Source organism: Cellulomonas rhizosphaerae (assembly GCF_003470205.1).
GTDB classification, from domain to species: Bacteria; Actinomycetota; Actinomycetes; order Actinomycetales; family Cellulomonadaceae; genus Cellulomonas; species Cellulomonas rhizosphaerae.
In genome coordinates, this window is the sequence record NZ_QWKP01000183.1 from 1 (window position 1) to 25632 (window position 25632).

Sequence of the window (25632 nt, forward strand, 5' to 3'; positions counted from 1 at the left end):
GCCGCAGGACGTCTCGGTCGCCGGGTTCGACGGCATCGACCTGCCGTGGCTGGGTGCCGACGTGCTGACCACCGTGGTCCAGCCGCTCACCGAGAAGGGTGAGGCCGTGGGGCACCTCGTCGAGGACCTGCTGGCCGGCGCGGAGCCGGACCACCGCGAGCTGCCCGTGTCGCTGCGCGTGGGGACGACGACGGGGCCCGTTCCGGCGTAGTTCCCAGGCGGCCGACGCACGTCGGCTGCGATGATGACGTATGGCCAGGATCGTGGTTCGTCGTCGGGTGACACGCATCGAGCTCGGGACGCCGGAGCGGCGCGCGGAGGACCACCTCGCCGCGGAGGAGCCCCTGGAGATCCGCGTCGGTGGCCGGTCGCTGGTCGTCACCATGCGGACGCCGGGGCACGACGTCGAGCTGGCCACCGGGTTCCTGCTCTCGGAGGGTGTCGTGACGGCGGCCGAGCACGTGGTCGCCGCGCGGTACTGCGCCGGGACGGACGACGAGGGCCGCAACACCTACAACGTCCTCGACGTCACGCTCGATCCGTCGGTGCCCGCGCCGGACCCCAGCCTCGAGCGCTCCTTCGCCACGACCTCCGCGTGCGGGGTGTGCGGCAAGTCCAGCATCGACGCGGTCCGCACCCGCTCGTCCTGGACGGTGACCGAGGACGAGCTCGTGGTCCCGGCGGACCTGCTCGCCACGTTCCCCCACCGGCTGCGCGAGCACCAGGCGGTGTTCGACCGCACGGGCGGCCTGCACGCCGCGGGCCTGTTCGACGGCCGCACGGGCGAGCTGCTGGTGCTGCGCGAGGACGTCGGTCGCCACAACGCCGTCGACAAGGTGCTCGGCTGGGCGCTGACCCAGGGCCGCCTGCCGCTGCGCGGGACGGTGCTGGTGGTCTCTGGGCGCTCGTCGTTCGAGCTGACGCAGAAGGCGCTGATGGCGGGCATCCCGTTCCTCGCCTCGGTCTCGGCGCCGTCGTCGCTGGCCGCGGAGCTCGCGGACGAGTCAGGCCTGACGCTCGTCGGGTTCCTGCGGGGGCCGTCGATGGTGGTCTACGCGCGGCCCGACCGGGTGGGCCCGCCGTCGTCGGCCGGGGCCATCGCGCCGGGCGAGCGGGCGGTCACGGTCTGATGGCCCGCACCCGACGCGTCACCGAGCCGACGCCCGACCAGCTGACCGTAAACCCGCCCCAGACGCACTCGGTCGGGCTGCCTGCGGTCGCGAACGCGATGACGTACGCGCTCGAGGGCATGGGGCCGGCGCGCGCCCTGAAGGTCCTGAGCCACCTGAACCAGAAGGACGGGCTCGACTGCATGAGCTGCGCGTGGCCCGACCCGGGGCACACCGGCCGGGCCGAGTTCTGCGAGAACGGCGCCCGCGCGGTGACCTGGGAGGCGAACCCGCTGACGGTCCCGACGACGTTCTGGGCCGAGCACTCCGTGACCGACCTGCTGGGACGGTCCGAGTACTGGCTGGGCCAGCAGGGCCGGCTCGTCGCGCCCGTGCACAAGCCGGCGGGCAGCGACCACTACGTCCCCGTGAGCTGGGCCGAGGCGTTCGCGCTGGTGGCCGACCGGCTCCGCGGGCTCGACTCGCCGGACCAGGCCGCGTTCTACACGAGCGGCCGCACGGCCAACGAGACGGCGTTCGTCTACCAGCTGTTCGTGCGAGCCTTCGGCACCAACAACCTGCCCGACTGCTCGAACATGTGCCACGAGTCGACGGGTGTCGCGATGGGCGAGACGCTCGGCATCGGGAAGTCGACGATCGCCTACGACGACTTCGCGCAGGCCGACCTCGTCATCGTGATGGGCCAGAACCCGGGCACCAATCACCCCCGTATGCTGACCGCGCTCGAGGGCGCGAAGCGGCAGGGCGCCGCCATCGTCGCCGTGAACCCGCTGCCGGAGGCCGGGCTGCGGCGCTACAAGAACCCGCAGACCGTGCGCGGGACGGTGGGCCGCGGCACCGAGCTGGCCGACCAGTTCCTGCAGATCCGCAGCGGCGGCGACATGGCGCTGCTGCAGTGGGTCTCGAAGCGCGTCCTCGAGGCCGAGCAGCGCCGCCCGGGCACGGTGCTGGACCACGAGTTCCTGGCGCAGCACACCGCGGGTCTCGACGAGCTGCGCGCGCACCTGGCGGCGCTCGACGAGCAGGAGGTGCTGGCCGCGACCGGCCTCACCGTGGCCGAGATGGACGAGCTGGCCGACAGGTACCTGGCCGCCGAGCGCGTGATCATCACGTGGGCGATGGGCATCACGCAGCACCGCAAGGGCGTCGACACCATCAAGGAGATCGTCAACCTGCTCCTGCTGCGCGGGAACATCGGCAAGCCCGGCGCAGGCGCCTCCCCCATCCGCGGCCACAGCAACGTGCAGGGCGACCGGACGATGGGGATCTGGGAGCGGATGCCCGACCGTTTCCTGGACGCGCTCGCGGCGGAGTTCTCGTTCTCGCCGCCGCGCGCCCACGGGCTCGACTCGGTCCAGTCGATCCAGGCGATGCAGCGCGGCGAGATCAAGGTCTGGTTCGCGCTCGGCGGCAACCTCGTCGCCGCCATCTCCGACACCGCCGCGGCCGAGGCCGCGATGCGCGGCACCGACCTGACCGTGCAGGTCTCCACCAAGCTCAACCGCTCGCACGCGGTCACGGGCGCCGAGGCCCTCATCCTCCCGACGCTCGGCCGCACGGACGTGGACCTGCAGGCCAGTGGGCCGCAGTTCGTCTCGGTCGAGAACACCGTGTGCGCGGTGCACGCGACGCACGGCCCGCTCGCACCGCCGTCGGACGCACTGCTCTCCGAGATCTCGATCGTCACGCGCCTGGCCCGCGCCGTCCTCGGCGACGACGGGCCCATCGACTGGGCCGGGTTCGAGAGCGACTACGACACGATCCGCTCCTCGATCTCGCGCGTCGTGCCCGGGTTCGAGGACTTCAACGAGCGGATCCGGGTCAAGGGCGGGTTCGTGCTGCCCAACGGTCCCCGGGACTCGCGCACGTTCCCGACGGCCACCGGCAAGGCGATGCTCACCGTCAACGAGCTCGTCCCGGTCGAGTGCCCGCCGGGTCGGCTGATCCTGCAGACGATCCGGTCGCACGACCAGTTCAACACCACGATGTACAGCCTCAACGACCGCTACCGCGGCATCAGGCACGGCCGCGACGTCGTCTTCGTCAACCCCGACGACCTGCGCGACCTCGGTCTCGCCGACGGCGACCGGGTGGACGTGTTCAGCGAGTGGCGCGACGAGCCCGACCGCGAGCTGCGCGACCTGCGGGTGGTCTCCTACCCGACCTCGCGGGGATGCGCCGCGGCGTACTTCCCAGAGGCGAACGCGCTGGTGCCGCTGGACAGCACCGCGATCGGCAGCAACACGCCCGTGTCCAAGGCCGTGATCGTGCGGCTGGAGAGGCGCGGCTGACTCAGTGCGTGTGCGCGACGCCCAGCTCGTGCATCCGCTCGTGCTCCTCGCGCTCCGCGATGCGCCGGGCGATGCGCTCCTGCACCTCGGCGCGCCGCAGCGGCGGTACCGTCGTGGGCGGCACCCGGCGCTCGGGCAGGTCATCGAGCACGCTCACCGTCGCGGCCGTGACCGCGGCGACCGCGGCCTCGAACGCCTCACGGGTGGCGTCGGTGAGCTTCTGCACGCCCGTCACCTTGCGCACGTACTGGCGCGCGGCAGCCTCGACCTCCTCGTCGGTCGCCGGTGGCTCGAGCCCTCGCAGGGTGGTGATGTTGCGGCACATGCTACGACGGTAAGTCGGCCACGAGCCCTCGCGCCAGACGTTCAGGACAGGCGGACGACCGCCTGCGCCTTGCCGAGCACGCGCGTCGCCTCGACGGACACCGTCAGGTCGATGCGGGCGGTGCCCGCCTCCTCGTCGAGCGCACCGATCACGGCGACGACCTCGACCGTGGCCGAGCCCGGGTCCGGCACGGGCACCGGGCGCGTGAAGCGCACCTGGTAGTCGACGATCGCGCCCGGGTCGCCGGCCCACTCCGCGACCGGTCCCGCGGCGGCACCCATCGTCCACATGCCGTGCGCGATGACGCCCGGCAGGCCGACGGCCGTCGCCACGCGCTCGTTCCAGTGGATCGGGTTGAAGTCGCCGGACGCGCCCGCATAGCGGACCAGGCGTGCGCGGTCGACGACGACCTCGGCGCGGGCGACCTCCTGGCCGACCATGAGCTCGGCGAGCGTGGGGGCCATCAGGACTCCTCGGGGCGGACGGCCAGGGTGGACCGGACGGTCGCGACCGGGTCGCCGTCCTCGCTCGCGATCTCCGCACGCGTCGAGATCATCGCCAGGCCGGCCCGCTCGACGATCGAGTCGACGTGCAGCACGGTCACCAGGCGGTCACCGGCGCGGATCGGGCGGTGGTGCGTGAAGCGCTCGTCGGCGTGCACCACGCGGCTGAAGTCGATGCCGGCCGCCTCGTCCTCGAACAGCTGGGCCTCGGCGCGCTGGGCCACCACGACGGCGAACGTCGGCGGCGCGATGACGTCCGCGTGGCCGAGCGCCTGCGCGGCGGCGGGGTCGGTGTGCGCGGGGTGGGTCGCACCCACCGCGCTCGCGAACTCCGCGAGCTTGACGCGGCTCACCTCGTAGACGGCGTTGGGCGGGTACTCGCGCCCCGCATAGCTCGTGTCGACCGGCATGGTGCGCTCTCCAACGTCCTGTGACTGGCCCTGTGGATGGTCCCTGATACGACACAGGCACGCCTGCCGACCTGAAGCCGGGGCGTGCCTGATGTCATAGCGCTGAGATCAGCGGGTCTCGCGGTGCACCGTGTGGCGGTTGTCGCGGGGGCAGAACTTCTTCATCTCAAGACGGTCGGGGTCGTTCCGACGGTTCTTCTTGGTGATGTAGTTCCGCTCCTTGCACTCCGTGCACGCGAGCGTGATCTTCGGACGGACGTCCGAGCTCTTGCTGGCCATGGTCTTGCCACCTCTCGCGCCGAGGCGCTCGCTTCTGCTTCTCGCAGCGCGCCGGCCGACGCACTGCCTTCGTTCCTGGTTGGTAGCGGGAGCGGGACTCGAACCCGCGACACCACGATTATGAGCCGTGTGCTCTAACCACCTGAGCTACCCCGCCACGGGAGCCTCCGACCCCGCGCCTGACGACGCGGGACCGGACACACCACAGAGCCCCGAAAGGGAATCGAACCCTTGACCTTCTCCTTACCATGGAGACGCTCTGCCGACTGAGCTATCGGGGCAGCGCGGATTAGGTTACACGGCCACCGGGGTGGACGCGAAATCGGCCGCCGCCCGGCCCCTGGACCGTGTCCGGCGTCACCCGTGCATCGCGGCCGACGCTCTCGACGCGAACCGCTGGTGACGCAGAAGAGGCGCCCTCCTGGTGGAGAGCGCCTCTTCGACAACGTGGCGGGTGAGGGATTCGAACCCCCGTAGGCGTTGCCAGCTGATTTACAGTCAGCCCCCTTTGGCCACTCGGGTAACCCGCCGGGGATGCCGCTCGGAGGACCGTCCGGTTCGGACGGCACTGCCGTGGCGTGCCGTGGAAGGATAGCAACACCGGGGCGCCCAGAGCGAAACGGTCATCCACTCCACTGCCCGGGACGGGCGGTGGCGCCGACGAGCACCAGCCCGCGCACGGGCGAAGGAGGACAGTCATGGCGAGCGAAGCGTCGTTCGACGTCGTCAGCAAGGTCGAGCACCAGGAGGTGGACAACGCGCTGAACCAGGCCTCGAAGGAGATCGCCCAGCGGTACGACTTCAAGGGCGTCGGCGCGTCGATCGCCTGGAGCGGCGAGAAGATCCTGATGATCGCCAACTCCTCCGAGCGCGTGCTCGCGGTGCTGGACGTCTTCCAGACCAAGCTCATCAAGCGCGGCATCTCGCTCAAGTCGCTCGACACCGGCGAGGACGGCCCCGAGCCCAAGCCGTCGGGCAAGGAGTACCGCCTCGAGGCCCTCATCAAGGAGGGTCTGAGCAGCGAGACCGCCAAGAAGGTGGCGAAGATCATCCGCGACGAGGGCCCCAAGGGCATCAAGACGCAGATCCAGGGCGACGAGCTGCGCGTCACGGGCAAGAGCCGCGACGACCTGCAGGCCGTGATCGCGCTCCTCAAGGGCTCGGACGTCGACGCCGACCTGCAGTTCACGAACTACCGCTGACGTGCGCGTCTTCCAGATCGGCGCGGCCGGCGGCGTGGGCCGCCGGCTCGCCGCGCTGCTGACGGCCCGCGGCGACGAGGTGACCGGCATGCACCGGCGCCCGGAGCAGGCCGACACGATCGCGGCGAGCGGCGCGACGCCCGTCGTCGGCGATCTGATCGCGGACTCGGTGCAGGACCTGGCAGACGCGTTCGCCGGGCACGACGCGGTCGTGTTCTCCGCGGGCGCGCACGGCACGGGCGCCGAGCAGACCACGCTGATCGACGGCGTGGGCCTGCAGAAGGCCGCCGACGCGGCGGCGCTCGCGGGCGTGCAGCGCTTCGTGCTCGTGTCGGTGTTCCCCGAGGCCGGGCGCGGAGCCGGGGCGGGCGAGGGCTTCGAGCACTACATGCGGGTCAAGAAGGAGGCCGACGTCTACCTCGTGGCCACCGACCTCGACTGGGTGATCGTGCGTCCGGGAACCCTGGTCGACGAGCCCGGCAACGGGCGGGTCACAGCGGGACCGGCGATCGGCTACGGCGACGTCCACCGGGACGACGTCGCGGCGTTCATCGCCGAGGCCCTGCACGAGCCCAGGCTGTCACGCGCGATCGTCGAGCTCACGGACGGCCCGACCGCCGTGGACGAGGCGGTCCGAGTGCTCGTGCGCTGATCGGCCTCAGGTCAGTGCCAGCACCGCTGGGACGAGGACGGCCGCGCCCCACGCGACTCCGCCGACCACGGACACCGACAGTCGCCGGCGACCTGGGGCCGCGCCCCGTCGCCTGGTGTGATCGATCGTCTGGGGCAGGACGGCCACCGCCCACATGCGCGCGTCCTCGAGCAGCCTGAGCGCCTCGTCGGGTGCACGGGTGCCTGCGACCAGTGCCGGGCCCGTCCCGTCTGCGCGGACCGGGAGCAGCAGCGCGTCGTCGACGAGCCGCACGACGAGCGCGTCGTCGTCGGCGACCGTGCGGACAACGCGCGACCAGGGCACGTGCTCGTCGAGCAGCCCGCCGGTCTGCCACAGCCCGTCGGGCACGACGCGCAGCAGCGGTCGTGTGCTCTGGGTCCACGTCGACCCGAGGTTGAACGCACCGACCGTCGCCAGGAACGCTCCCCACCAGTCTGCTCCGTCCGGGCCGAACAGCCACGACGCGACCGGGACCACCGCGACCCACGCGAGCAGGGGCAAGGCTGTGGGGACGCGCTGGTTGAGTCGGCGCAACCCCCCACCGGCCTCACGTCCCGCGGCCGGCACTGCTGAGCGGCGCACGCCGCCCGACCCGCGCCGGACTCGCTCCCCGCCGACAGCGACCGGTGTGTCGCTCGGGGCGGGCCGGCCGCGCCACTGCCGGAGCCCGCGGTCGTCCCGGGCCGGGAGGTCGCTCGACCACCACTGGCCGTCGACGTGCACGAACGGCAGGTCGCCGTAGGCGTGCAGACCGACGACGAGGGCCGTCGTGTCCGCAGGGACGGCTGGGCCGACCTCGAGCCGCGGTTCCTCGACGAGTGCTGCCGCCGCGCGCAGGAGCTCGTCATCGGGCAGGGTTTTGATGTCGGGCTCGTCGTCCTCTTCCTGCCACACCTCCTCCGGCTCGCCGTCCGGACCGAGCCCTCCCGGGTCGGCTTTCGAGATCCGCAGACGTGCGACGACGGGTTCGGTCCGGTCCTTCGTGTCGACGGGAACGGCCAGCAGTGCAGTCGCCGAGCGCGGCGAGATCGCCACTGTCACGGCGACGCCGCCGTGCACGAGCAGGCGGCGCACGGCGCGGCGCCTGCCCGCCTCGACGAGGGCGACCCCGGCGCCCAGCGCCGACGCGAGGCCGAGCAGGACGATCGCACCAGTGGGGTCGAACACCTGGTCGGTGAGCTCTGCGCGGTCGCCGTGGCGCGCGAACCGCACCTCGACCGCGTCACCGACTTCAGGGGCCGCGAGCTCGGTGTCGACACGGTGTCGCGTCTGGCCCACCTCGACGTCGGCCCAGAAACCGTCGTCCTCGACCGCGACGACGGTCCCGACTGCAACCTCCGAGTCGGCGCGGAACGCCGCTGCCGACGAGGCGTCGTGGTGCCAGAGCACGGCGGCGAAGACCGCGACGGCCGCCGCGGCCGTCACCGCGGCCAGCGCGGGCCAGCGCCATCGGCTGGCCCGCACACGGGTGGCGTCGTCGAGGTCTGGCACGACCGTGGGCCCCCACGCCCTCGCGACCACCCGCTGCCGTGCTCCGGCGGCGGCGTCGACGACGCTGAGGACGGCGAACGCGACCGCGACCACCCAGAGCCACCCGCGGACGGTGGCGGTCTCCGGCACCGATGCGGCCGCGCACGCGAGGGCCGCACCGAGCCAGGCACCCAGGTCCGGGCGCCAGGCAGCGATCACCAGGCCGCCGACGACCAGCCCTTGCACTGCTGCGAGGACCCCGTACGACCGGGCTGCGAGGTCCGCGACCGTGACTGTCGTGTCGGCGATCGAGCCGCCGATCGCGAGTCCTGCGAGCACGACGAACGGCACGAGGACCAGCACGCGGTACAGCGAGCGCGGCAGGCGCGATCCCCACGCGGCCGCGTCGGCAGTCGTCAGCAGGTGCGCATCCACGGAGCGCACCCTAGTGGTCGATCGTCAGCCGACGGTGACGTCGAGCTCGACCTCGATGTTGCCGCGGGTCGCGTTCGAGTAGGGGCACATCACGTGAGCCTTCGCGACGAGATCGTCGGCGACGTCCGCCGCGAGGCCCGGAAGCTCGATCCGCAGCACGACGCCCAGCCCGAAGCCCTCGCCCGAGCGGCCCAGGGCCACCTCGGCGGTGACCGAGTCGTCGGCCAGCGTCACGGACGCCTGGCGGGCGACCCCGCGCAGCGCCGAATGGAAGCAGGCCGCGTACCCGGCGGCGAACAGCTGCTCGGGGTTGAGCGCGCCGCCCGCGCCGCCCATCTCCTTCGGGATCGCCAGGTCGACGTCCAGCGTGCCGTCCGACGTGCGGACGTGGCCGTTGCGGCCGTCGCCGGTCGAGAGGGCGGAAGCGGTGTAGATGGTGTCCACGAGCGGGGCTCCTAGCGAGGTGCGGTCGGTACCTCGGCCCCAACCGTTCGCGCGGCTCCGATGTTCCGGGCAACTATCGGCGGCTGATGTTCCTGCGGGAGACGAGCAGCACGACGAGGCCGCCGACGACCAGTGCGAGCGCCCACGCCAGCGGCGTGGCGGCGTCGGCGCCCGTGGTCGCGAGGCCGTCGTCGTCGGTGGGCGACGGGGTCGGGGTCGGCGTGGACGTCGCGGTCGGCGACGGCGTGGGCTCCGGTGCGGCGAGGACCTGCGTGCTCGCGGTGGCCGAGTCGTCCGCGGTGCCCGCGTCGGTGCAGGCCGCGCACGGTGTGACGGTCGCGGTGTTCGACAGCGTGCCGACGGTCGTGGCGGTCCCGGAGACGACGATCGTCGCGGTCCCGCCCGCGGGGACGTCCGCGCTCACGTCAGTCACGTCGCCCGAGCCCGAACCCGGGGTGCACGACGAGCCGTCGGAGATTTCGCAGGTCCAGGTCGCGTCGCCCAGCCCGGCGGGCAGCGCGTCGTCGACCGTCGTCGCCGGGGCGACCGTCGGCCCCGCGTTGGTCACGACGAGGGTGTACGTCAGGCCGTCGCCGACCGTCACGCTCGCCGCCGAGGCGGACTTGGTGATCGCGAGGTCGACCGGCACCGTGCAGGGCACGTCGACGGAGTCCACGTCGTTGTCCGGGTCGGCGTCCGTGATCGACGTCGAGGTCGTCGCGGTGAACGTCGAGTCCCCCGCGGTGCAGGCGTCGACGTCGTCGGCGAGGGTGCCCGCGAAGGAAAGCGTCGTGGTCCCGCCCGCGGCGAGCGGGCCGAGGCTGCAAAGGAAGCCCGCCGGCGAGGGCGTGCAACCGGCGGGCGGCGTCAGGCTCGACCGGTCGACGACCGGCGGGACCGTCACGGACACCGCCGCGTCGGGCGCGTCACCGTCGTCCGCGGCCAGGTTCTCCACGTCGACCGTCCAGGCGACCGGGCCGCCGAGGACCAGCGGATCCTGCGCGACGGCGACCGTCGGCGCGAGGTCGGGCAGTGCGCGGACGCGCGTGGTCCAGGTGTCCTCGTTGTCCGCGGGAGTGAGCTCGGTGCGGCTGTCGGCCGTGATCTCCGCGGTGTTGGAGACCGACGAGCCCGCGAGCGCGTCCGTCGCCGTGCCGGTGACCGTGATGGTCGCGGCCTCGTCGCGCAGCAGGCGCAGCGGCACCGTGATGGCGCCGCCCGCCGCGGCACCGGTCGGCGGGTCGGGGCAGGCCTGCGGTGCCGCTGACGTGCACTCCCAGGTGGCGTCCGCGATGCCCGCCGGGACCGTGTCCGTCACGACGGCGTCCTCGACCGGGTTGGTGTCGTCGTTCGTCGCCTCGATCTGCCAGGACACCTCCCGGCCGGGGTAGACCGTCGTCGGGCCGGTCTTGGCCACCGCCAGGTCGACGTCGGCCGTGGCCGTAAAGTCGCTGACCTCGTAGGTGTTCGTCGCGCCGCCCGTCGCCGCGGAGAACCCGATCCGGAACTGCGCGGGACGGATCGGCTGCCCGCGGCCCAGACCGCGCACGTCGACGCGGTCGTAGACCGTGGTCAGGGGGCCGCCCGAGACGGCGGCGACCCGGACGGTGACGAAGTTCCCGTCGGCGCCGTTCGGCTCGACGAGGATCTGGACGTGCCGGGGCGATCCCGCGGTGGTCTGCACGGTCCCGCCCGGGATGGGGGTGTCGGCCAGCACGGGCCACGGGTCGGGTGCGGCCGCGGAGGCGCCCCGGAGCGTGACCGTGTTCGGGGTGTTCGGGAAGACGTTGTCGGCGCCGAAGTTGCCGGCGTTGTCGAGGCCGATGGCCAGGTAGGCGCCCTGCATCCCGAAGTAGCCTGCCGAGCCGCCGCTGCCGCCGAGCTCCGGCGGCTGGGCCCCGTTCATGAGGAACACCGTCATCGCGTCGCCCGGGTTGCCTCCGCCGTACGCGCCGTAGTCGAAGTCCATCGTGAACGCGACGTCGGAGCGGAAGGCGTCGTCGAGCGTCGCGTTGGCGACCTGGAACCCCGGCGAGGGCGTGGTCAGGCGCAGTGCACCCGGTGTCAGGGTCGCCGCGTTCTCCGCGCCGCCGGGCAGCACCCACGCCGGGTCGGCGAACGTCCCGGCGAACGGCTCGTCGACCGGCAGGGGGTCAGCGAATCCGGGGCTCGCCAGGACAGCGACGAGCGCCAGCGCTCCGCCCGCAGCGAGCAGGCGGCGGAGCGGGCGCGTCATCACGGCCTCATCATCACCCGACGCGCCCGAATCTGGCCATATGTCCAGTTCGGGCGCGGCGGGTGATTCTCAGGCCTCGTCGCGTCGGCGCGTCCGGACCGCGACCGCACCCAGCACGAGAAGCAGCACGGCGAGCAGGGCGAGCCTGCCGATGCCGTCGGCGCCCGTCGACGAGAGAGCGGGCGGCGGGTCGGCCGTGGGGTCCGTGGCGGGCGGGTTGTCGACCTTCGGCGGGTCGGCCTTCGGCACCGTGACGGTCGCGTCGTCGGTGTCGGTCGACGTGACGTCGCCGCCCGCGTCGGGGTCGGTCCACGTGACCGTGGCGCTGTTCACGACGTCACCCGCCGCGGTCGCCAGCACACGTGCCGAGACCGTGATCGTGGGCGCGCTCTGGTCGCGACCGAGCCAGCCGCCCAGGACGCACCGGACCAGGCCGCCGCCCCCGTCGTCGGCGCGGTCGGTGACCTCGCACGTCCACGGCGGGGTCGTGTCGTCGGCCGGCTTCGCGCCCTTGACGGACAGGACCTTCAGCGTCGCGGGCATCCGGTCGGTCACGACCACGTCGTTCGTCGCACCGAGGCCCGTGTTGCGCACGTCGAGCGCGTAGGAGATCCGGTCACCGCGGTCGGCCGTGGCGACCGACGCCGTCTTGGTGATCTCCAGGTCAGGCGTCCGGGCCACCTCGCACAGCGGCGTGTCGTCCGGGAACGTCTGCTGCACCGTCAGGGTCGGGTTGACGTCGATCCGCACCAGGGCGCCGGCACGCAGCCCGTACTCCGGCAGCGTCTCGTCGACGATCTGGTTCTCCCACGTGGGCGTCTCCCCGACGCGCACCTGGCGCCAGCCCGGCCACGCGATGCCGATGCCGTCCGCGTCCACGGCGGCACCGGGCCACAGCATCTTGCCGGTCAGCGCGCCGCCGGCGGGGATGGTGTCGACGCGGATCGCGTCCCCGTCGGGAACGCCGTCGTGGTCGGCGTCCGCGAACCAGCTGATGGTCACGGGGTGCGTCGACATGTCGACGTTCCGCGGGTCGATGTCGTAGCTCAGCCACGGCGCGTCGGCCACGCACGCGGAGCTGACGGCCGCGTCGATCCACTTGACCAGGACCGTCGCGTCGTCGTCGTCCTCACGGACCGGCGGGTCGTCCTGCGGCGAGCCGGTGTCCGTCCAGCGCACGCTCGCGTCGTTGACGATCTCGTCGACCGCGACGTCGTCCGCCACGCGAGCGTGCACCGCGACCACGGGGGCCGAGGTCCCGGGCTCGAGCGACGATCCGGCCGCGTACACGCAGTCGACCACGTCGCGGTCCGCCGGCTTCGTCGTGGTGCACTCCCACGGCGCGGGGGCGTCCACGCTCACGAGGCCGATCGCGGCGGGCAGCTCGTCGTGCAGCCGCACGTCCGAGGTCGCCGCCGGGCCGGTGTTCGCGACCGTGAGCGTGTAGTCCACGTCGTCGCCGCCCTGGACGGTCGCCTGCGCGACGTCCTTGGTCAGCTCGAGCGCCGAGAAGGCGTTCTCGACCGTGAGCGTCTCGCCGTCGGCGGGCACGGTGACGGTCCCGTCGGAGCCGAGGACGGTCGAGGTGCCGACGCGGTAGCCGACGAGGGCGCCGTGCGTGCCGGTCTCGGTGACCTCGCACTCCGTGCCGATCGGGAGGTCCTCGACCGTGCGCGAGCCGTTCGCGAGAAGGTCGAACGCGGCGTCAGCCGAGTCCACCGCGAGCGGCTTGCCGTCGTAGCTGCACGCGAGCGTGAAGGAGTAGACGAGGTCGTCCGCGACCTTCGACGAGGCGTCGACGACCTTGCGGATCGTCAGCGCCGCGGCGTCGTACGCGTTGCGGATCGCCAGCAGGTCGCTGCCGTCGCCGACCTCGACGTCCACCGGGGTGGCCGACGCGTCGGAGTCGTCGCCCGTGCCGTAGCTGACGCTCGTCGCGCCCGTGCCGCCGGCCTCGGAGACCGAGCACATCGAGCCGAGCGGGACGTCGTCGATCACGGTCTCGTCACCGTCGGTCAGCACGACCGCGCCGCCGTCCGGCAGCGCGACGTCCGCGCCGTGCCAGGAGCAGGTCACGGTCGCGTCGAACGTCGCGGGTGCGAGGTCGGACCGGACGCCGGTGACGTCCTTGCGGACGGCGATCTGGCCGTTCTCGAACGTGTTCGTCACGACGACCTCGACCGTGTCGGCCTCGTCGATCGTCACGACACCGTCGGCGGGATCGAGCGCGTGCGACTGCGCGTGACCGAGACCCGTCTCGGTCACGGTGCACTGCGCACCCGAGGGCAGGCCGGAGTAGGTCGCCGAGCCGGCGCCCGTGATGGTGCGCGTCGCGCCACCGGGGACAGTGATCGCCTTCTCGGTGCCGTCGACGTCACGCGTGCACGCGAGCGAGACGGTGTAGGTGTCCGTGGTCGCGGGTGTGAGCGACGCGGCGGGCTCGCCCGCCAGCTCCTTGGTGACCCGCAGGCTTCCGGTGCCGAACGTGTTCGTCACCGTGACCGGCGTCGGGTCGCTCTCGTCGTCGCCGACGACGAACGTGCCCGGATCGACCTCGTGCTCGGTCGCCGCGCCGAACGCGGTCTCGGTGACCGTGCACGACGCACCCGAGGCGAGGTTCTCGACCGTCCAGGACGGCGACGCCTTGCTCAGGGCGTGCGTGGCGTGGAAGACGGTCGCGGGCGAGGCACCGGCGAGCGTGCACTCGAGCTCGACCTCGAACTGCTCGTTGCCCCAGTCGTCCGAGCCGAGCCCGTCGACGACCTTGGTGATCGCGACCGCACCCACCGCGAAGGTGTTGGTGACGGCGACCTGCGTGGTCGCCGTGCCGTCGGCGTCGTCGGCCGTGAGCGTGAAGGACGCGGTCGGCCCGGCGCTCGGGAACCCGTCGACGCCACCCTGCGTGACGACCGAGGACGCGTTCGCGCCCGTCGGCACGCTCGTCTCGGTCACCGGGCAGGTGGATCCCGCCGGCAGGGCGGTGAACTCCTGGGGGTCGTCGCCCGGTGCGAGCGTGAAGGTCGCGTCCAGGACGTCGTGGCCCAGGAACGAGCACGTCGCGACGAACCCGTACGGCCCGGGGTAGGCGATCGCGTCGCCGTCCGCGTCCTGCGCGCCGCTCGCGTCGACGAGCTTGCGCACCGAGAAGCCGGCCTCCGCGTACGTGTTCGTCGCGGTGATCCGCCCGATCGTCGCGGCGCCCGCCGAACCGTCCGTCGCGGCGGGGTCCGCCACGTCGGTGCGGGTCGCGAAGTCGCGGTGCGCGACGACGGACGACGGGCTGTAGGAGACCTCGGCGCCCTGGGACGGGTCCTCGGTCGCCGAGCACGTCGCGTAGGCGGGCAGGTTGACCGCCGACCAGGCGTTGTGGCCGGTCGCGCCGTCCACGATGCCGTTGTTGTACGCGATCACGGTGCCGTCGGCCGGCACCGTCACCTTGCTCAGGTCCGGGATGGTCGAGCCGACCGGGACACCGCGCAGCGGGACGTCCTGGCCGAGCGAGGTGCAGGTCAGCGTGAACGCGTAGCTCGAGGGCAGCAGCGCGGAGAACGAGTCCCCGCCCTCGACGAGCTTGCGCAGGTCGAGCCTTCCGGTCGCCATCGCGATGCCGGTCTTGCGCACCTCGGTCACGGGCGTGACGATCTTCGACCCGTCCGTGGCGACGCCCTGCGCGCCCGCGGCCACCGAGTTCCAGGCGATCGAGTCGCGGTCGGCGGTCTCCGCACGGGACGGGAAGGCAGCCGTCGTGGAGCGGTACGTGACGGCGAGCGTCTGGCCGGGGAGCAGGCCCTTGACCCGCGTCGGCTGGGAGTAGGTCAGGACGTACTTGAGCGCCTTGATCTTCGCCTTGTCCGCGGCGGACATGCTCTCGTCGTAGACGTGCCACGTCCGGGCGTTGACGTCGTTCGCGCCGCCGGCCAGGCAGGCCGAGGTCTCGCCCGGGAAGCTGGTCGGGTTGAGGTCGGCGGCCGTCGCACCGCCTGGGCGGGTCGTGTTGAGGATGTCGATCCGGTTGCACACCGTGACCGGGACCGCCGTCGAGTACTGCACGACGAGCGAGACGCCGTCGGCCGCGTCGTACGTCAGCGGCGCGCCGTTGACGTCCGTGAACGTGGCGGCCACGTGGCCAGTGAAGACCGGCGCCCAGCGCGAGCTGCGCGCCTGGTCGATGATCACGCCGCGGTCGTCGACCGCCGGCAGCACGTCGATCGCCGAGGCGACCGTGCCGGGCACGTTGCCGGTGTTCGTTAGCCACGTCTTCCACTGCTCCGTGCCGCCCGGCCGCGTGATCGGGATGCACGGGGTGCGGTAGTAGCCCTCGAACGCGGTGTTCGGGTTCTCGCAGTACGCGGTGCTCGGGGCGCCGGAGTAGGCGAGCACGCCGAGGTCGTCGTAGTTCGCGTCACCGGGTGCGGCGGTCGGCAGGCCGGCCCCGACGCCCTTGACGCCCTTGACGACGCGCACGGGCGAGGCCGGCAGCGTGTAGACCGAGGTCGTCGAGGTGCAGGTGGTCACCGCGGTCGTGGACGGCCGCGTCGCCATGTTGGCGGTGAACGTGCACGTGTCGAAGATGCGGTCGCTCGTCACGGACGCCGAGTTCGCGATCGTGAAGCCCGAGGGCAGGTCCGCGCGCACCTCGAGGTTGGCGGTGATCGTCAGCGTGTAGCCGACCGGGAGCGCGTAGGCCGCCGGGAGCGAGAACCCGATGGTCCCGTCGTCCTCGTAGGTGCTCGTGTCGACGGTGACCGCGGGGGCCGTCTGCGTGGCGCCAGCCGCGTTCGTCAGCACGAACGTGAAGATCGGCGTCGTGTCGAGCGGCTCGCGGACCGGGATGGTCAGCAGCGGCCCGTCGGCGTCCTGCTCGACGACGTCGGTCGCGTGCACGCCCGTCATCGCCCAGCTGCCCGCGTTGCGGATGGCGATCTGGTACGGGACGTCACCACCCGGCGACACCGCGCCCGTGGGGCTCTTGGTGATCGCCACGGCGTTGGTGGTGTGCGTGACCTTGATCGTGTCGGTCGCGGTGGCCGAGCTCGTCCACGGGGCCGCGCCGTCGTTCCACGCGCCGGTCGCGTCGACCGTGACCGTGTTCGTCGTGACGCCGAGCTGCGACTCCCCCGGCGCCTTGCGGAACGAGGGACGCGTCGATGGCACCGGTCCGCCCGTGAGGAGCGTGGCCCGGCGGGTCGCGGTGAACGTGACCGTCTGGTTCGGGTTGTTCGGGCGCTGCCAGGCGGCGCCGTTCTTGTCGAGCGCGTACCGCAGGCCGCGCACCTGAGCGGCGGTCACGCCGGTCGGCAGGACCGCGGTGGTCGCGACGCCGGGGGTCGCGGTCGTCCACGTGCCGGTGCGCCAGCACGCGGTCAGGTCGACGTCGCCCGCGCAGGTCACGCTGATCGCGTGCGTGTCGGGGTCCACCGCGTAGTCCACGCCGACGAGCGCGTCGACCCGGAACCGGGAGACGGGCGAGACCAGCGTGACCCTCGACAGCGACGTGAAGCCGTAGGCGTTCCAGAAGGTCGGCGAGATGTCGGTGTAGACCATCTGCCGGGTCCGCACCGAGGACAGCGCCGTGAGCTGCCCCCCGAGCGTCACCGTGGCCACCTTGGTCCCGGTGTCCTCGTTGGTCGTGTCGGGCGTGATCGTCTTGCTCGCCGTCACGGCGTAGCTCGGGGCGACGATCGCGATGTCCGCGGCGGCGTCGTCGGTCGCGGACCCGCTCTGCGAGGCCAGGCCGCCCGCGTCGAGCACGGTGGCCAGCACCGTGTTGGTCGCGAGGCGCGAGGCGCCGACCGCGGGCGTCGGCAGGGCCGCACCGGTGTACCGGTCCGACGAACGCAGCTGGTACGCGAGCGTGAGGGTCGTCGTCGCGTTCGCGTCGATCCGGCCGGGGTGACGGACCTCGATGCCGACCGCGTTGCGCAGCTGGGTGGGCGTCAGCGCCTTCGCCGCGGCGATCGTGTAGCTCTCGGTGGTCACGGCGGTCGTGGCCGGGTCGCGGTACCGCACCCGGACGGTCGACGCGCCGGCAGTCGTCCCGGCGGGCACCGTGACGTTCGTGATCTCGTACAGGTCGAGGTAGGTGAACGGGTCGGCGGTCGCGGCCGTCGGGTCGGGGTCGGCGACGACGAGCTCGTCGACGCGGCTCACCGTCTGGTTCGTCGCGATGATGGTGGCCACGGCGATCGGGTAGAGCTCGGGGTCGGTGCCGGTCTGCGGCACGCCGAGCGGGCCGTACGCCCACGCCTTGGTGACGTTCACGTTCAGCGGGCTGTCGGAGACCGTGATGGAGGCGCCGTCGGTCGCGTCGAACGTCCCGCCGCCGGGCAGGGTGCCGACGACGCGCACGTCGTTGGAGACGACGCCCTTCTCGCCGCTGTTGTACGTCAGCGGGTGGGTCGAGCCGAGGACGGCCTGGCTCGGGTCCGAGCGCAGGGTGTCGCGGACGCGGAACTCGAGGTCGATCGGACGACGACCCGTCGTGGCGGCCACGCCCGTGCCGACGGCCGGGTCGAGCGCGCCGGTCGCGCGGGCCGCACGCGTCGGGCTCTCGACGAAGACCAGCCGGACGGCCAGGGTGTCGAGCTGCTCCGCCGCGCTGAGCGTGTAGCCGCCGAAGACGCCGTCGCAGCCGGCGGCGCAGGCGGCGGTCGTGATGTTCACCCAGGCCTGGGTCGCGGCGCTGTAGCGCCAGACCTCGCTGACCTTGTCGAACGTCATCCGCGCGTCGGTCGCGGAGGTGATCGGGGCGATCCGGACCAGGTCGAACGCGTCGTAGACCGTTCCCGTGGTCACTCCCGGGGTCGCGGTGGCCGGGTCGGCGACGCTCACCTGCGCGAAGGACAGGCCGGCCGTGCTCCAGGCGAGCCGCGCGGTGGCGGTGTCGCCCGAGCGGGCGACCACCTGGGCGCCGGTCTGGACGTAGGCGCCGGTGCTGTCGCGCCAGAGCTTGTCGACGAGGTCCGGGCCGGGCGAGCCCGCCGACGGCCGCAGGGTCACGACGGCGTCGTCGACCGCGGTCCCGGTCGCCGGGGAGGCGTTGGTGTTCGTCGCGGTGGTCCGCGCGGTGTTCGTCACGTCGGTGTCGGCGGTCACCGTGGTCGCGCCGCCGTCGCGGGCCGTGCCGCGCAGCGCGACGCCCAGCGCTGGCACCACGGTGTAGCCGGGCTGCAGGAGGGCTGCGGCCGTGGTCGGGGTGAATGTGAAGCGGATGCCCTCGACGTCCGGGCGGACCCCGGCGGGCACGGTGTAGGACCAGCGCGTGGGCCCCTGGACCCCGACGCCGGCCGCGGCGCCCGCACCGAACGTGTGCCAGGCGGTGCCGTCCCAGTACTCGACCGTGAGCGACGAGCCGGCCGGGACGTCGGTCGGGGCGATGGAGCGCAGGTCGTACACGTTCCAGAACGCGTCCGGCGTCGCCGTCGGGTCCTGCGGGTCGGAGACGACGAGGGACTGCGCGCCGACCGTCGAGCCGGAGCCGACGGGCTGGTCACGCTTGACGGTCGACTCGAGCTGGACGACGGTGCCGGTGCCCGGCACGTCGTACGTCGTGGCCGGGGAGAACGTCTTGGTCAACGTGGTCGCGACCCGCAGCGCGCGGCGCGTCAGGTCCGCGGAGTCCTCGTCGGAGCCGATCTGGCCGGTGCTCGTCTCGACCGTGCCCGCGGCCCAGTTGGTCTCGGTCACGTCCCCCGAGTCGGCCGCCTGGGCGGTGACCGTGAAGGGCACCACGGCGTACTCGTCGGCCGCCATCGGGCCCGTGAAGGTCACGTCGAAGCCGGCGACCGTGCGCCCCGCGGCGGGCGCGGGGAGCGTGTCCCGCGCCGACGTGCCGGCCGTCGTCGGGGCGCCGGTGTCGTAGGCGTAGGTGATCGACGCGTGCGTCGCTCCGACGGGCCACTCCACGTCCGCGGCGACGAAGCCGGCGAACGTGAGGCCCTGCTCGGCAAGGTCTCGGTGCCCGGCCTGCGGCTCGGCCAACCTCATCGTGGTGATCGGGTAGTCCCCGTTGCTCACCTTGACGGTGGCCACGGTCGACGCGCCGGCCAGCAGCGACGGCACGCCGAAGGCCTTCTGGACGACCGGGCCGAGGTTGGCCGGGACCAGCAGCAGGTTCGCCGGCTTGGTGACGTCGGGGCTCGTCGTCGCGCCGACGACGACGTGCGAGCCGGCGGTGTTCGTCACGGTCGTGTTGTGCGTGACGTCGCCGGCCGTGGCGTTGGTCGTCGTCGCGAGGACGATCGACGCCGGGCTCGCCGAGACCGGGAGCATGCCACCCTGGACGGAGAACGTGAACCGCGTGCCCTTGACCGCCGACGCGGTGATCCCCGTGAGCAGCGCGTTCGGGTTCGACGGGATCGCGACCGGCGACCCGGTGTGCCACGTGCCCGCGGCGTCGAGCCAGTCGAGCTGGACACGGTTCGCGCCGGTTGGGGGCGTCAGGGTCGTGATGCCGGTCAGCGCGACGTACGCGAAGGCGGTGGGCGTGACACCCGTCGCGGGGTCCTGGATGACCAGCGTGTCGACCGAGCGGTTCGAGGAGTTCGCTCCGCCCAGCGTGTAGGTGACGGCGGAGTCGCGCACCGCGGGCAGCTGCGTCGGGGACACGGACTTGGTCACGGTCGACGCCAGCGTCGTCGGGATGGTCGGGATGACCGTCGCTGTGTCGGTCACCGGGGAGATGAGCGCGTTGGTCGCCGTCAGGCTCGCTGTGTTGACGAGCGACGCGTTGTCGTCGTCCGCCAGGGTGCCCGCGGGCAGCGTCGCGGAGTACCGGATCGTGTACTGCGCGCCGTCCTCCATGCCGACCTTGCCGCCCAGGGCCGGCTTGACGAACTTCACGGTCAGGGCGTTCCCGCTCGTCGTGACCTGGTAGGTGCTGCTCGCCCCGCCGGTCACCTGGACCGAGCCCGGGTTGAGCACGAGCGGCGCGGGGACGGTGTCCTTGAGGGTCGCGTCCGTGCAGACGTCGGTCAGGCTCGAGCACGACAGCACCAGCGCGTAGCTGACGGTCGTCCCGGCGGTGACGCGCACCGACTTCACGTCGTTGACCGTCTTGGCGACCGTGATCGTCGAGGAGTCCGCGTCGTCCGCGGCGACCGCCGTCCCGACCGGCGCGACGGTCAGGACGAGCACGGCCGCTGTCAGCGCGGCCACCCCCCGCCCGGCTGCTCGCATCCAGGTGGAGAAGAACGTCGCGCTTCGCATGAGAGATCCGTCGTTCGGGGGCAGGCGGCAGCCCCATTAACCCAGGCAACTGTCCCGCTGCCGAGGCCGACCCTGGGTGCATGCACCCCCGCGACGGGGTGACTTCTCGCAGGTCAGAGGGCACTTTGTCCCGATGTGCCCGCGGCGGGCGAATTGCCCCCGGTGCGCGACCGGTCAGTACCGGGTGATGCCGCCCTGCCCGCCGGCCTGCGCCTCGAGGCGCGCGATGCGCTCGGCCATCGGCGGGTGGGTCGAGAACAGCTTGGCCATCCCCTCGGCCTTGAACGGGTTGGCGATCATCAGGTGCGAGACGTCGACGAGCTCGCGGTCCTGCGGCAGCGGCCGGGACCTGGTCCCGGACTCGAGCTTGCGCAGCGCGGACGCCAGCGCGAGCGGGTCGCCCGTGAGGCGCGCGCCGTCCTCGTCGGCGTCGAACTCGCGCGTGCGGCTGATCCCGAGCTGGATGATCGTGGCCGCGATCGGCGCGAGGATGACGAGCAGCAGTCCGCCGAGCGGGTTGCCGCGGTCGCGGTCGCCGCCGAACCAGAAGGCGATCTGGGCGAGCGAGGTGATGACGCCCGCGATCGCGGCGGCGACGGACGACGTGAGGATGTCGCGGTTGTAGACGTGCATGAGCTCGTGGCCCAGGACGCCGCGCAGCTCGCGCTCGTCGAGGATCGCCAGGATCCCCTCGGTGCAGCACACGGCCGCCTTGGCCGGGCTGCGGCCCGTGGCGAACGCGTTGGGAGCGGCCGTCGGGGAGACGTACAGGCGGGGCATGGGCTGGCGGGCGGCCGTCGAGAGCTCGCGCACGATGCGGTACATCGCGGGCTGCTCGGCCTCGCTCACCGGGCGGGCGCGCATCGCCTTGATCGCGATCGTGTCCGACTTCCAGAAGCTCACCGCGGTCATGACGAGCCCGATGCCCGCGAACAGCAGGACGTAGCGCGCGCTGCCGCCGCCGACGAGCCAGCCGATGCCGAGCACGACGGCCCACATGACGCCGAAGAGCGCGGCCGTCTTCAGACCGTTGAAGTGCTGGTGACCCATGGACCTACCTTCTGTGAGAACGCCGCACCGGTGCAACGTGTGCGCCGGCTCGGCGGTTCCACAAGGCGGCGGTTCCACAAGGCGGCGGTTCCCTCACAGAGTCCCGCGGGGCGGAGTCAGGCGACCGGGCGCCCCAGGGCCACGGCGACCATCTCGTCGCGCGGGACGACCTTGATGCGCTCGCGACCGTGCGGCTCGCCCAGGCCGCGCTCGTAGGCGTCCAGCAGGGACCAGCCGGTCCACTCGACCACGTCGACGCCGCGCGAGGCGAGGAACTCGGTCACCGCACCGGGCTCGCGCTCGGTTGCCGTGTAGAACGACTCCCCCGCCGCCGCGACGTCCTCGCCGAGGTGACGGATCGTCTCCGACGCGTCCGACTTGGTGTGGCCGATGAGGCCGACCGGGCCGCGCTTGATCCAGCCGGTCGCGTACACGCCGGGCAGGTGCTCGCCGTCGACGTCGGTGACGCGACCCTCGCGGTTGGGGATCACGCCCGCGACGTCGTCGAACGGGATGTCGACGAGCGGCGAGCCGAAGTAGCCGATCGCGCGGTAGACGGCCTGGACGTCCCAGTCCTCCGTCTGGCCCGTGCCCGTGACGTTGCCGTCGCCGTTGAGCGCGGTGCGCTCGGTGCGCAGGCCGACGACGCGGCCCTCCTCGCCGAGGATCTCGACCGGCTTGTGCAGGAAGTGCAGGTGCAGGCGGCGGCTGGCCGAGTTCTCCTCGGGGTCCTTCAGGGTCCAGTCCGTGAGGGTCTTGACGACCTGCTTGGTCTGGTTCGAGGAGTGGATCGCGGCCATCGAGCCCTCGTCGAACTCGAAGTCCTCGGGGTAGACGATGACGTCGACGTCGGGCACGTGGCCGAGCTCGCGCAGCTCGAGCGGCGAGAACTTGACCTGCGCGGGACCGCGGCGCGCGAACACGTGCACGTCGGTGACCGGCGAGGTCTTGAGGCCGTCGTACACATTAGCCGGGACGTCGGTGGGCAGCAGGTCGTCCGCGTGCTTGGCCAGGATGCGCGCGACGTCGAGCGCGACGTTGCCCGCGCCCAGCACCGCGACCTGCGTGGCCTCGAGCGGCCAGGTCCGCGAGACGTCCGGGTGCCCGTCGTACCAGGACACGAAGTCGGCCGCGCCGTAGGAGCCCTCGAGGTCGACGCCCGGCACCGGCAGCGCGGCGTCGCGGATCGAGCCGGTCGAGAAGATCACCGCGTCGTAGAACGTGCGCAGGTCGTCGAGCTTGAGGTCGGTGCCGTAGTCGACGTTCGCGAGCAGGCGGATGTCACCGCGCTCGAGGACCTTGTGCAGCGCGACGATGATCTGCTTGATGCGCGGGTGGTCGGGCGCGACGCCATAGCGGACCAGGCCGAACGGGGCGGGCAGGCGCTCGAACAGGTCGATGCTGACGTCGAGACCGCTCTTGGAGAGGATGTCCGAGGCGTAGATGCCGGCGGGGCCGGCGCCGACGACGGCGACGCGCAGGGTCGGGGTGCTCACGAGAACCGGATGCCTTCCAATCGGGGAGCCCTGCCGGGATACGTCACGGAGCAGGGCTGTGCTGGGCCCAGTCTAGGACGCGGGCACAGGGTCGCCTCACCTGGCAGCCAGGATGCGGACAAAGCCGGACGCGCGTGGACAGCGGCCCCGGGGGTCCACTATCGGACCAGGGGTGGCGCCCACACCTCCACGCGTCGGCGCCACCCCGTCCGGTGACCGGGCCGTCAGGGGCCCGGCCGGTTCAGCTGCGCCAGGAGTCGGTGACCGTGAGCACCCCGCTCGCCGGCACCGTCACGCTGCGGTTCGCGCCGGACTCCCAGGTCACGGCACCGCTCGCCTCCTTGCGCACGTACTTGTACTGCACGGTCGACCCCGCGGGCAGGGTCACGGCCGCGCGCCAGACCGGGTACGCCGACGACGACAGCGCGATCGCCTTGGCGGGGTCCCAGCCGCCCAGCTCGGCGGAGGAGCCGACGACGAAGACGTTCTGGCCCACCACGGTCGTGGCCTGCACGCCGAACGAGACCTGCGCGGCCGCGCCCGTCGAGCTGGGGGTCGGCGAAGGGGTCGGCGTCGGGGTCGTCCCGCACGGGGTCGTCGACCCGACCACGCCGTCCTTCACCGAGACCACGGCGCCGGTCAGCGTGTAGTTGCCCGACCCGTTGTTGTCCCACTGCCCGTTGCCGTCGGTGAACGCCGCGGTCACGGCTGCCCCGCCCGACGCCACCTGGCGCGACACCCACCCGGTGCACGCGGCTGCCATGGCCTCGCCCGGCACGGTCGTCCACGAGCCGCTGCCGACGCGGTAGTGGATCCGGTAGCCGGACCAGCCCTTGGTCGTGGCGTAGTAGACGGTCGTCCCGGTCCCCGTGGTCGGGCTCGTCGTGCTGCCGACTCGCGCGCCGACGTGCAGCGCGACCGAGCCGTTCGCGGGCACCGTGAAGGTGGCCGTGCCCGACGACGAGACGTCGACCGCCGTGCCGGAGCAGCCCGAGCCGCTCACCCCGCCGCTGATCACGTCGCAGTACCGACCGGCGGGCAGCGACGTGGTGAACGTGCGGGTCAGCGCCGACCCGGCGCGGTTGAGCGCCATGTACCCGCGATCGCCGCGACCGAAGGCGATCTGGTTGCCGCCGTTGTCCCACCACTGCGTCAGTGACGTCCCGGCCACCGCGTTGCGGAAGCCGACCATGTGCGCCGTCTCGTTCCAGCGGTGCGCGCACGTCCAGGTGCCCTGCCCGCACGCCGCGTCGTCGACCTTGCCGCTGCCCTGCTGCGGCGCGCCCGCATCGTTGTTGCTGAAGGCGTAGCCCGAGTAGACCGTGGGCGTGCCGTACGGGTAGGCGAGCATGAAGACGTTGGCGAGCCGGTAGGTCGAGCCGTCCTTGTAGCTGAGCGTCTCGCCGTTGCGCTCGGTGTCGTGGTTGTCGACGAAGACGCCCGCGCGGTCCGACGGCAGCAGCCAGGACGCGCTCGCGATCCCCTGCAGCGACGCGAGGTTGCCCCCGTTGAGCACCGACTTGAGGTTGCGCGCGTAGGTGAACTCGTGGACGTCGCCGATCCCCGTGTACTCGCTCGGCTGCACGGGTTCGCCCGAGGCGCCGATGACCTCCTGGACGATGTAGACGCTCTGGTCGGCGACCTTGGCCTTGATCGCGGCCAGGTCGGTCGCGGCGATGTGCTTGGCGGCGTCGACGCGGAAGCCGCGCACCCCCAGCGAGACCAGGTCGTTGAGGTAGTCGGCGATCTCCTGGCGCACGTACGCGCTGCCCGTGTCGAGGTCCTGCAGCCCGACGAGGCGGCAGTTCTGCACCTGGTAGCGGTCGCCGTAGTTGGCGATGTTGGTCCGGCAGCTGTGGAAGTCCTGCGGCCCGTACCCGCCCGCGGGGCCGGGGTAGCTCTCCTCGCTGAACGCGGTCCCGGCCCAGCCGGTGCCGCTGCCGGTCTGCCCGCTCATGTGGTTGATCACCACGTCGGTGCTCACCGAGACGCCCGCCGCCCGGCAGGTGTCGATCATCGCCTTGTACTCGGCGCGCGTGCCGAGCTTGGACTCGATCGTGTAGCTGACCGGCTGGTAGGAGGTCCACCACTGCCCCGCGAGCCGCACGTGCTCGTTGGGGGGCGAGGTCTGCACCCAGCCGTAGCCGGCCGGCCCGATGGTGTCCGTGCACTCCCGGGCGATCGCGTTCCAGGTCCACTGGAAGAGGTTCACCGCGGTGGTGCGCGGGCCGCTCGGGGCGGCGACGGCGGGGTTGGCGGATCCGAGCGCGGTCAGCCCGGCGAGCGCGAGCAGCGCGGCCAGCAGGGCACCGAGCGCGCTGCGGCGCGCTCCGGCGGATCGGGGGGTCGTGGGCACGACGGCATCTCCTCGAGGTCGGGCCCGACGACGTCGTCGGGCCTGTCCCGGCCGTCGCCTCGTCGCGACGACCGTTGCTGCGACGCGTGCTCACGCACGCGCTGGGACCGGCGGACCGGGCCCGG

General features: G+C 72.6%; 16 protein-coding genes and 3 tRNA genes. 5 read left to right on the plus strand and 14 right to left on the minus strand.

What is annotated here, in order from left to right:
• The 3 genes from D1825_RS08440 to D1825_RS08450 form a co-directional block, all read left to right on the plus strand.
• On the plus strand, nucleotides 1-211 hold a 211-nt coding region (locus D1825_RS08440), incomplete at its 5' end, for a substrate-binding domain-containing protein (RefSeq protein ID WP_158580702.1).
• 40 nt (nucleotides 212-251) lie between these two features.
• Nucleotides 252-1130 (plus strand): formate dehydrogenase accessory sulfurtransferase FdhD, encoded by an 879-nt coding sequence (gene fdhD, locus D1825_RS08445; protein WP_118766992.1) that lies wholly within the window; start codon nucleotides 252-254, stop codon nucleotides 1128-1130.
• Nucleotides 1130-3421 (plus strand): FdhF/YdeP family oxidoreductase, encoded by a 2292-nt coding sequence (locus D1825_RS08450; RefSeq protein ID WP_118766993.1) that lies wholly within the window; start codon nucleotides 1130-1132, stop codon nucleotides 3419-3421. The genes fdhD and D1825_RS08450 overlap by 1 nt, the downstream gene beginning before the upstream one ends.
• A 1-nt stretch (nucleotide 3422) precedes the next feature.
• Here the strand turns inward: D1825_RS08450 and D1825_RS08455 are convergent, their stop codons facing one another.
• The 7 genes from D1825_RS08455 to D1825_RS08485 form a co-directional block, all read right to left on the minus strand.
• Entirely contained in the window at nucleotides 3423-3746 is a 324-nt protein-coding gene (locus tag D1825_RS08455; RefSeq protein ID WP_118766994.1) for a DUF2277 domain-containing protein, read from the minus strand.
• A gap of 41 nt (nucleotides 3747-3787) precedes the next feature.
• Nucleotides 3788-4210, minus strand: a complete 423-nt coding sequence (locus D1825_RS08460) for a MaoC family dehydratase (protein WP_118766995.1) — start codon at nucleotides 4208-4210, stop codon at nucleotides 3788-3790.
• On the minus strand, nucleotides 4210-4659 hold the full coding sequence (locus D1825_RS08465) for an FAS1-like dehydratase domain-containing protein (RefSeq protein WP_118766996.1): 450 nt from the start codon (nucleotides 4657-4659) through the stop codon (nucleotides 4210-4212). Before D1825_RS08465 ends, D1825_RS08460 begins: the two co-directional genes overlap by 1 nt.
• Nucleotides 4660-4767: 108 nt before the next feature.
• On the minus strand, nucleotides 4768-4938 hold the full coding sequence (rpmG, locus tag D1825_RS08470) for a 50S ribosomal protein L33 (RefSeq protein WP_028045094.1): 171 nt from the start codon (nucleotides 4936-4938) through the stop codon (nucleotides 4768-4770).
• An 80-nt stretch (nucleotides 4939-5018) separates the two neighbouring features.
• Nucleotides 5019-5095, minus strand: a tRNA-Met gene (locus D1825_RS08475).
• A gap of 51 nt (nucleotides 5096-5146) precedes the next feature.
• A tRNA-Thr gene (locus tag D1825_RS08480) sits at nucleotides 5147-5219 on the minus strand.
• Nucleotides 5220-5386: 167 nt separating this feature from the next.
• Nucleotides 5387-5468 (minus strand) — tRNA-Tyr (locus tag D1825_RS08485).
• A 168-nt stretch (nucleotides 5469-5636) separates the two neighbouring features.
• Between D1825_RS08485 and D1825_RS08490 the strand changes: the two genes are divergently transcribed.
• Both D1825_RS08490 and D1825_RS08495 read left to right on the plus strand, forming a co-directional pair.
• Nucleotides 5637-6140: a YajQ family cyclic di-GMP-binding protein gene (locus D1825_RS08490; protein ID WP_118766997.1), complete on the plus strand. Its 504-nt coding sequence runs from the start codon at nucleotides 5637-5639 to the stop codon at nucleotides 6138-6140.
• Nucleotide 6141: 1 nt separating this feature from the next.
• Nucleotides 6142-6792 (plus strand): NAD(P)-binding oxidoreductase, encoded by a 651-nt coding sequence (locus D1825_RS08495; protein ID WP_118766998.1) that lies wholly within the window; start codon nucleotides 6142-6144, stop codon nucleotides 6790-6792.
• A 6-nt stretch (nucleotides 6793-6798) separates the two neighbouring features.
• Here D1825_RS08495 and D1825_RS08500 read toward each other — a convergent pair whose 3' ends face one another.
• The 7 genes from D1825_RS08500 to D1825_RS08530 form a co-directional block, all read right to left on the minus strand.
• Entirely contained in the window at nucleotides 6799-8718 is a 1920-nt protein-coding gene (locus tag D1825_RS08500; protein WP_138067536.1) for a hypothetical protein, read from the minus strand.
• Nucleotides 8719-8742: 24 nt separating this feature from the next.
• Entirely contained in the window at nucleotides 8743-9162 is a 420-nt protein-coding gene (locus D1825_RS08505) for an organic hydroperoxide resistance protein (RefSeq protein WP_118767000.1), read from the minus strand.
• A gap of 73 nt (nucleotides 9163-9235) precedes the next feature.
• Nucleotides 9236-11398, minus strand: coding sequence for a lectin-like domain-containing protein (locus D1825_RS08510; protein ID WP_118767001.1), 2163 nt, complete (start codon nucleotides 11396-11398; stop codon nucleotides 9236-9238).
• A 69-nt stretch (nucleotides 11399-11467) separates the two neighbouring features.
• A complete protein-coding gene (locus D1825_RS08515; RefSeq protein ID WP_118767002.1) occupies nucleotides 11468-20605 on the minus strand; it encodes a DUF5979 domain-containing protein in 9138 nt (3045 codons plus the stop codon).
• Nucleotides 20606-20779: 174 nt separating this feature from the next.
• Nucleotides 20780-21655, minus strand: coding sequence for a zinc metalloprotease HtpX (gene htpX, locus D1825_RS08520; protein WP_118767003.1), 876 nt, complete (start codon nucleotides 21653-21655; stop codon nucleotides 20780-20782).
• Nucleotides 21656-21771: 116 nt separating this feature from the next.
• Nucleotides 21772-23151: an FAD-dependent oxidoreductase gene (locus D1825_RS08525; protein ID WP_118767004.1), complete on the minus strand. Its 1380-nt coding sequence runs from the start codon at nucleotides 23149-23151 to the stop codon at nucleotides 21772-21774.
• Between the two features lie 241 nt (nucleotides 23152-23392).
• Nucleotides 23393-25507 carry a carbohydrate-binding module family 20 domain-containing protein gene (locus D1825_RS08530; protein WP_118767005.1) on the minus strand — a complete coding sequence of 705 codons (2115 nt, stop codon included), beginning with the start codon at nucleotides 25505-25507 and terminating at the stop codon, nucleotides 23393-23395.
• Nucleotides 25508-25632 lie beyond the last annotated feature (125 nt).

Excerpts from the sequence above, each read along its gene's own strand:
- D1825_RS08490 (WP_118766997.1), top strand. The coding sequence starts at position 5,637 with ATGGCGAGCGAAGCGTCGTTCGACGTCGTCAGCAAGGTCGAGCACCAG.
- D1825_RS08455 (WP_118766994.1), bottom strand. The coding sequence starts at position 3,746 with ATGTGCCGCAACATCACCACCCTGCGAGGGCTCGAGCCACCGGCGACC.
- D1825_RS08450 (WP_118766993.1), top strand. The coding sequence starts at position 1,130 with ATGGCCCGCACCCGACGCGTCACCGAGCCGACGCCCGACCAGCTGACC.
- htpX (WP_118767003.1), bottom strand. The coding sequence starts at position 21,655 with ATGGGTCACCAGCACTTCAACGGTCTGAAGACGGCCGCGCTCTTCGGC.
- D1825_RS08465 (WP_118766996.1), bottom strand. The coding sequence starts at position 4,659 with ATGCCGGTCGACACGAGCTATGCGGGGCGCGAGTACCCGCCCAACGCC.
- D1825_RS08460 (WP_118766995.1), bottom strand. The coding sequence starts at position 4,210 with ATGGCCCCCACGCTCGCCGAGCTCATGGTCGGCCAGGAGGTCGCCCGC.
- D1825_RS08515 (WP_118767002.1), bottom strand. The coding sequence starts at position 20,605 with ATGCGAAGCGCGACGTTCTTCTCCACCTGGATGCGAGCAGCCGGGCGG.
- fdhD (WP_118766992.1), top strand. The coding sequence starts at position 252 with ATGGCCAGGATCGTGGTTCGTCGTCGGGTGACACGCATCGAGCTCGGG.
- D1825_RS08510 (WP_118767001.1), bottom strand. The coding sequence starts at position 11,398 with ATGACGCGCCCGCTCCGCCGCCTGCTCGCTGCGGGCGGAGCGCTGGCG.
- rpmG (WP_028045094.1), bottom strand. The coding sequence starts at position 4,938 with ATGGCCAGCAAGAGCTCGGACGTCCGTCCGAAGATCACGCTCGCGTGC.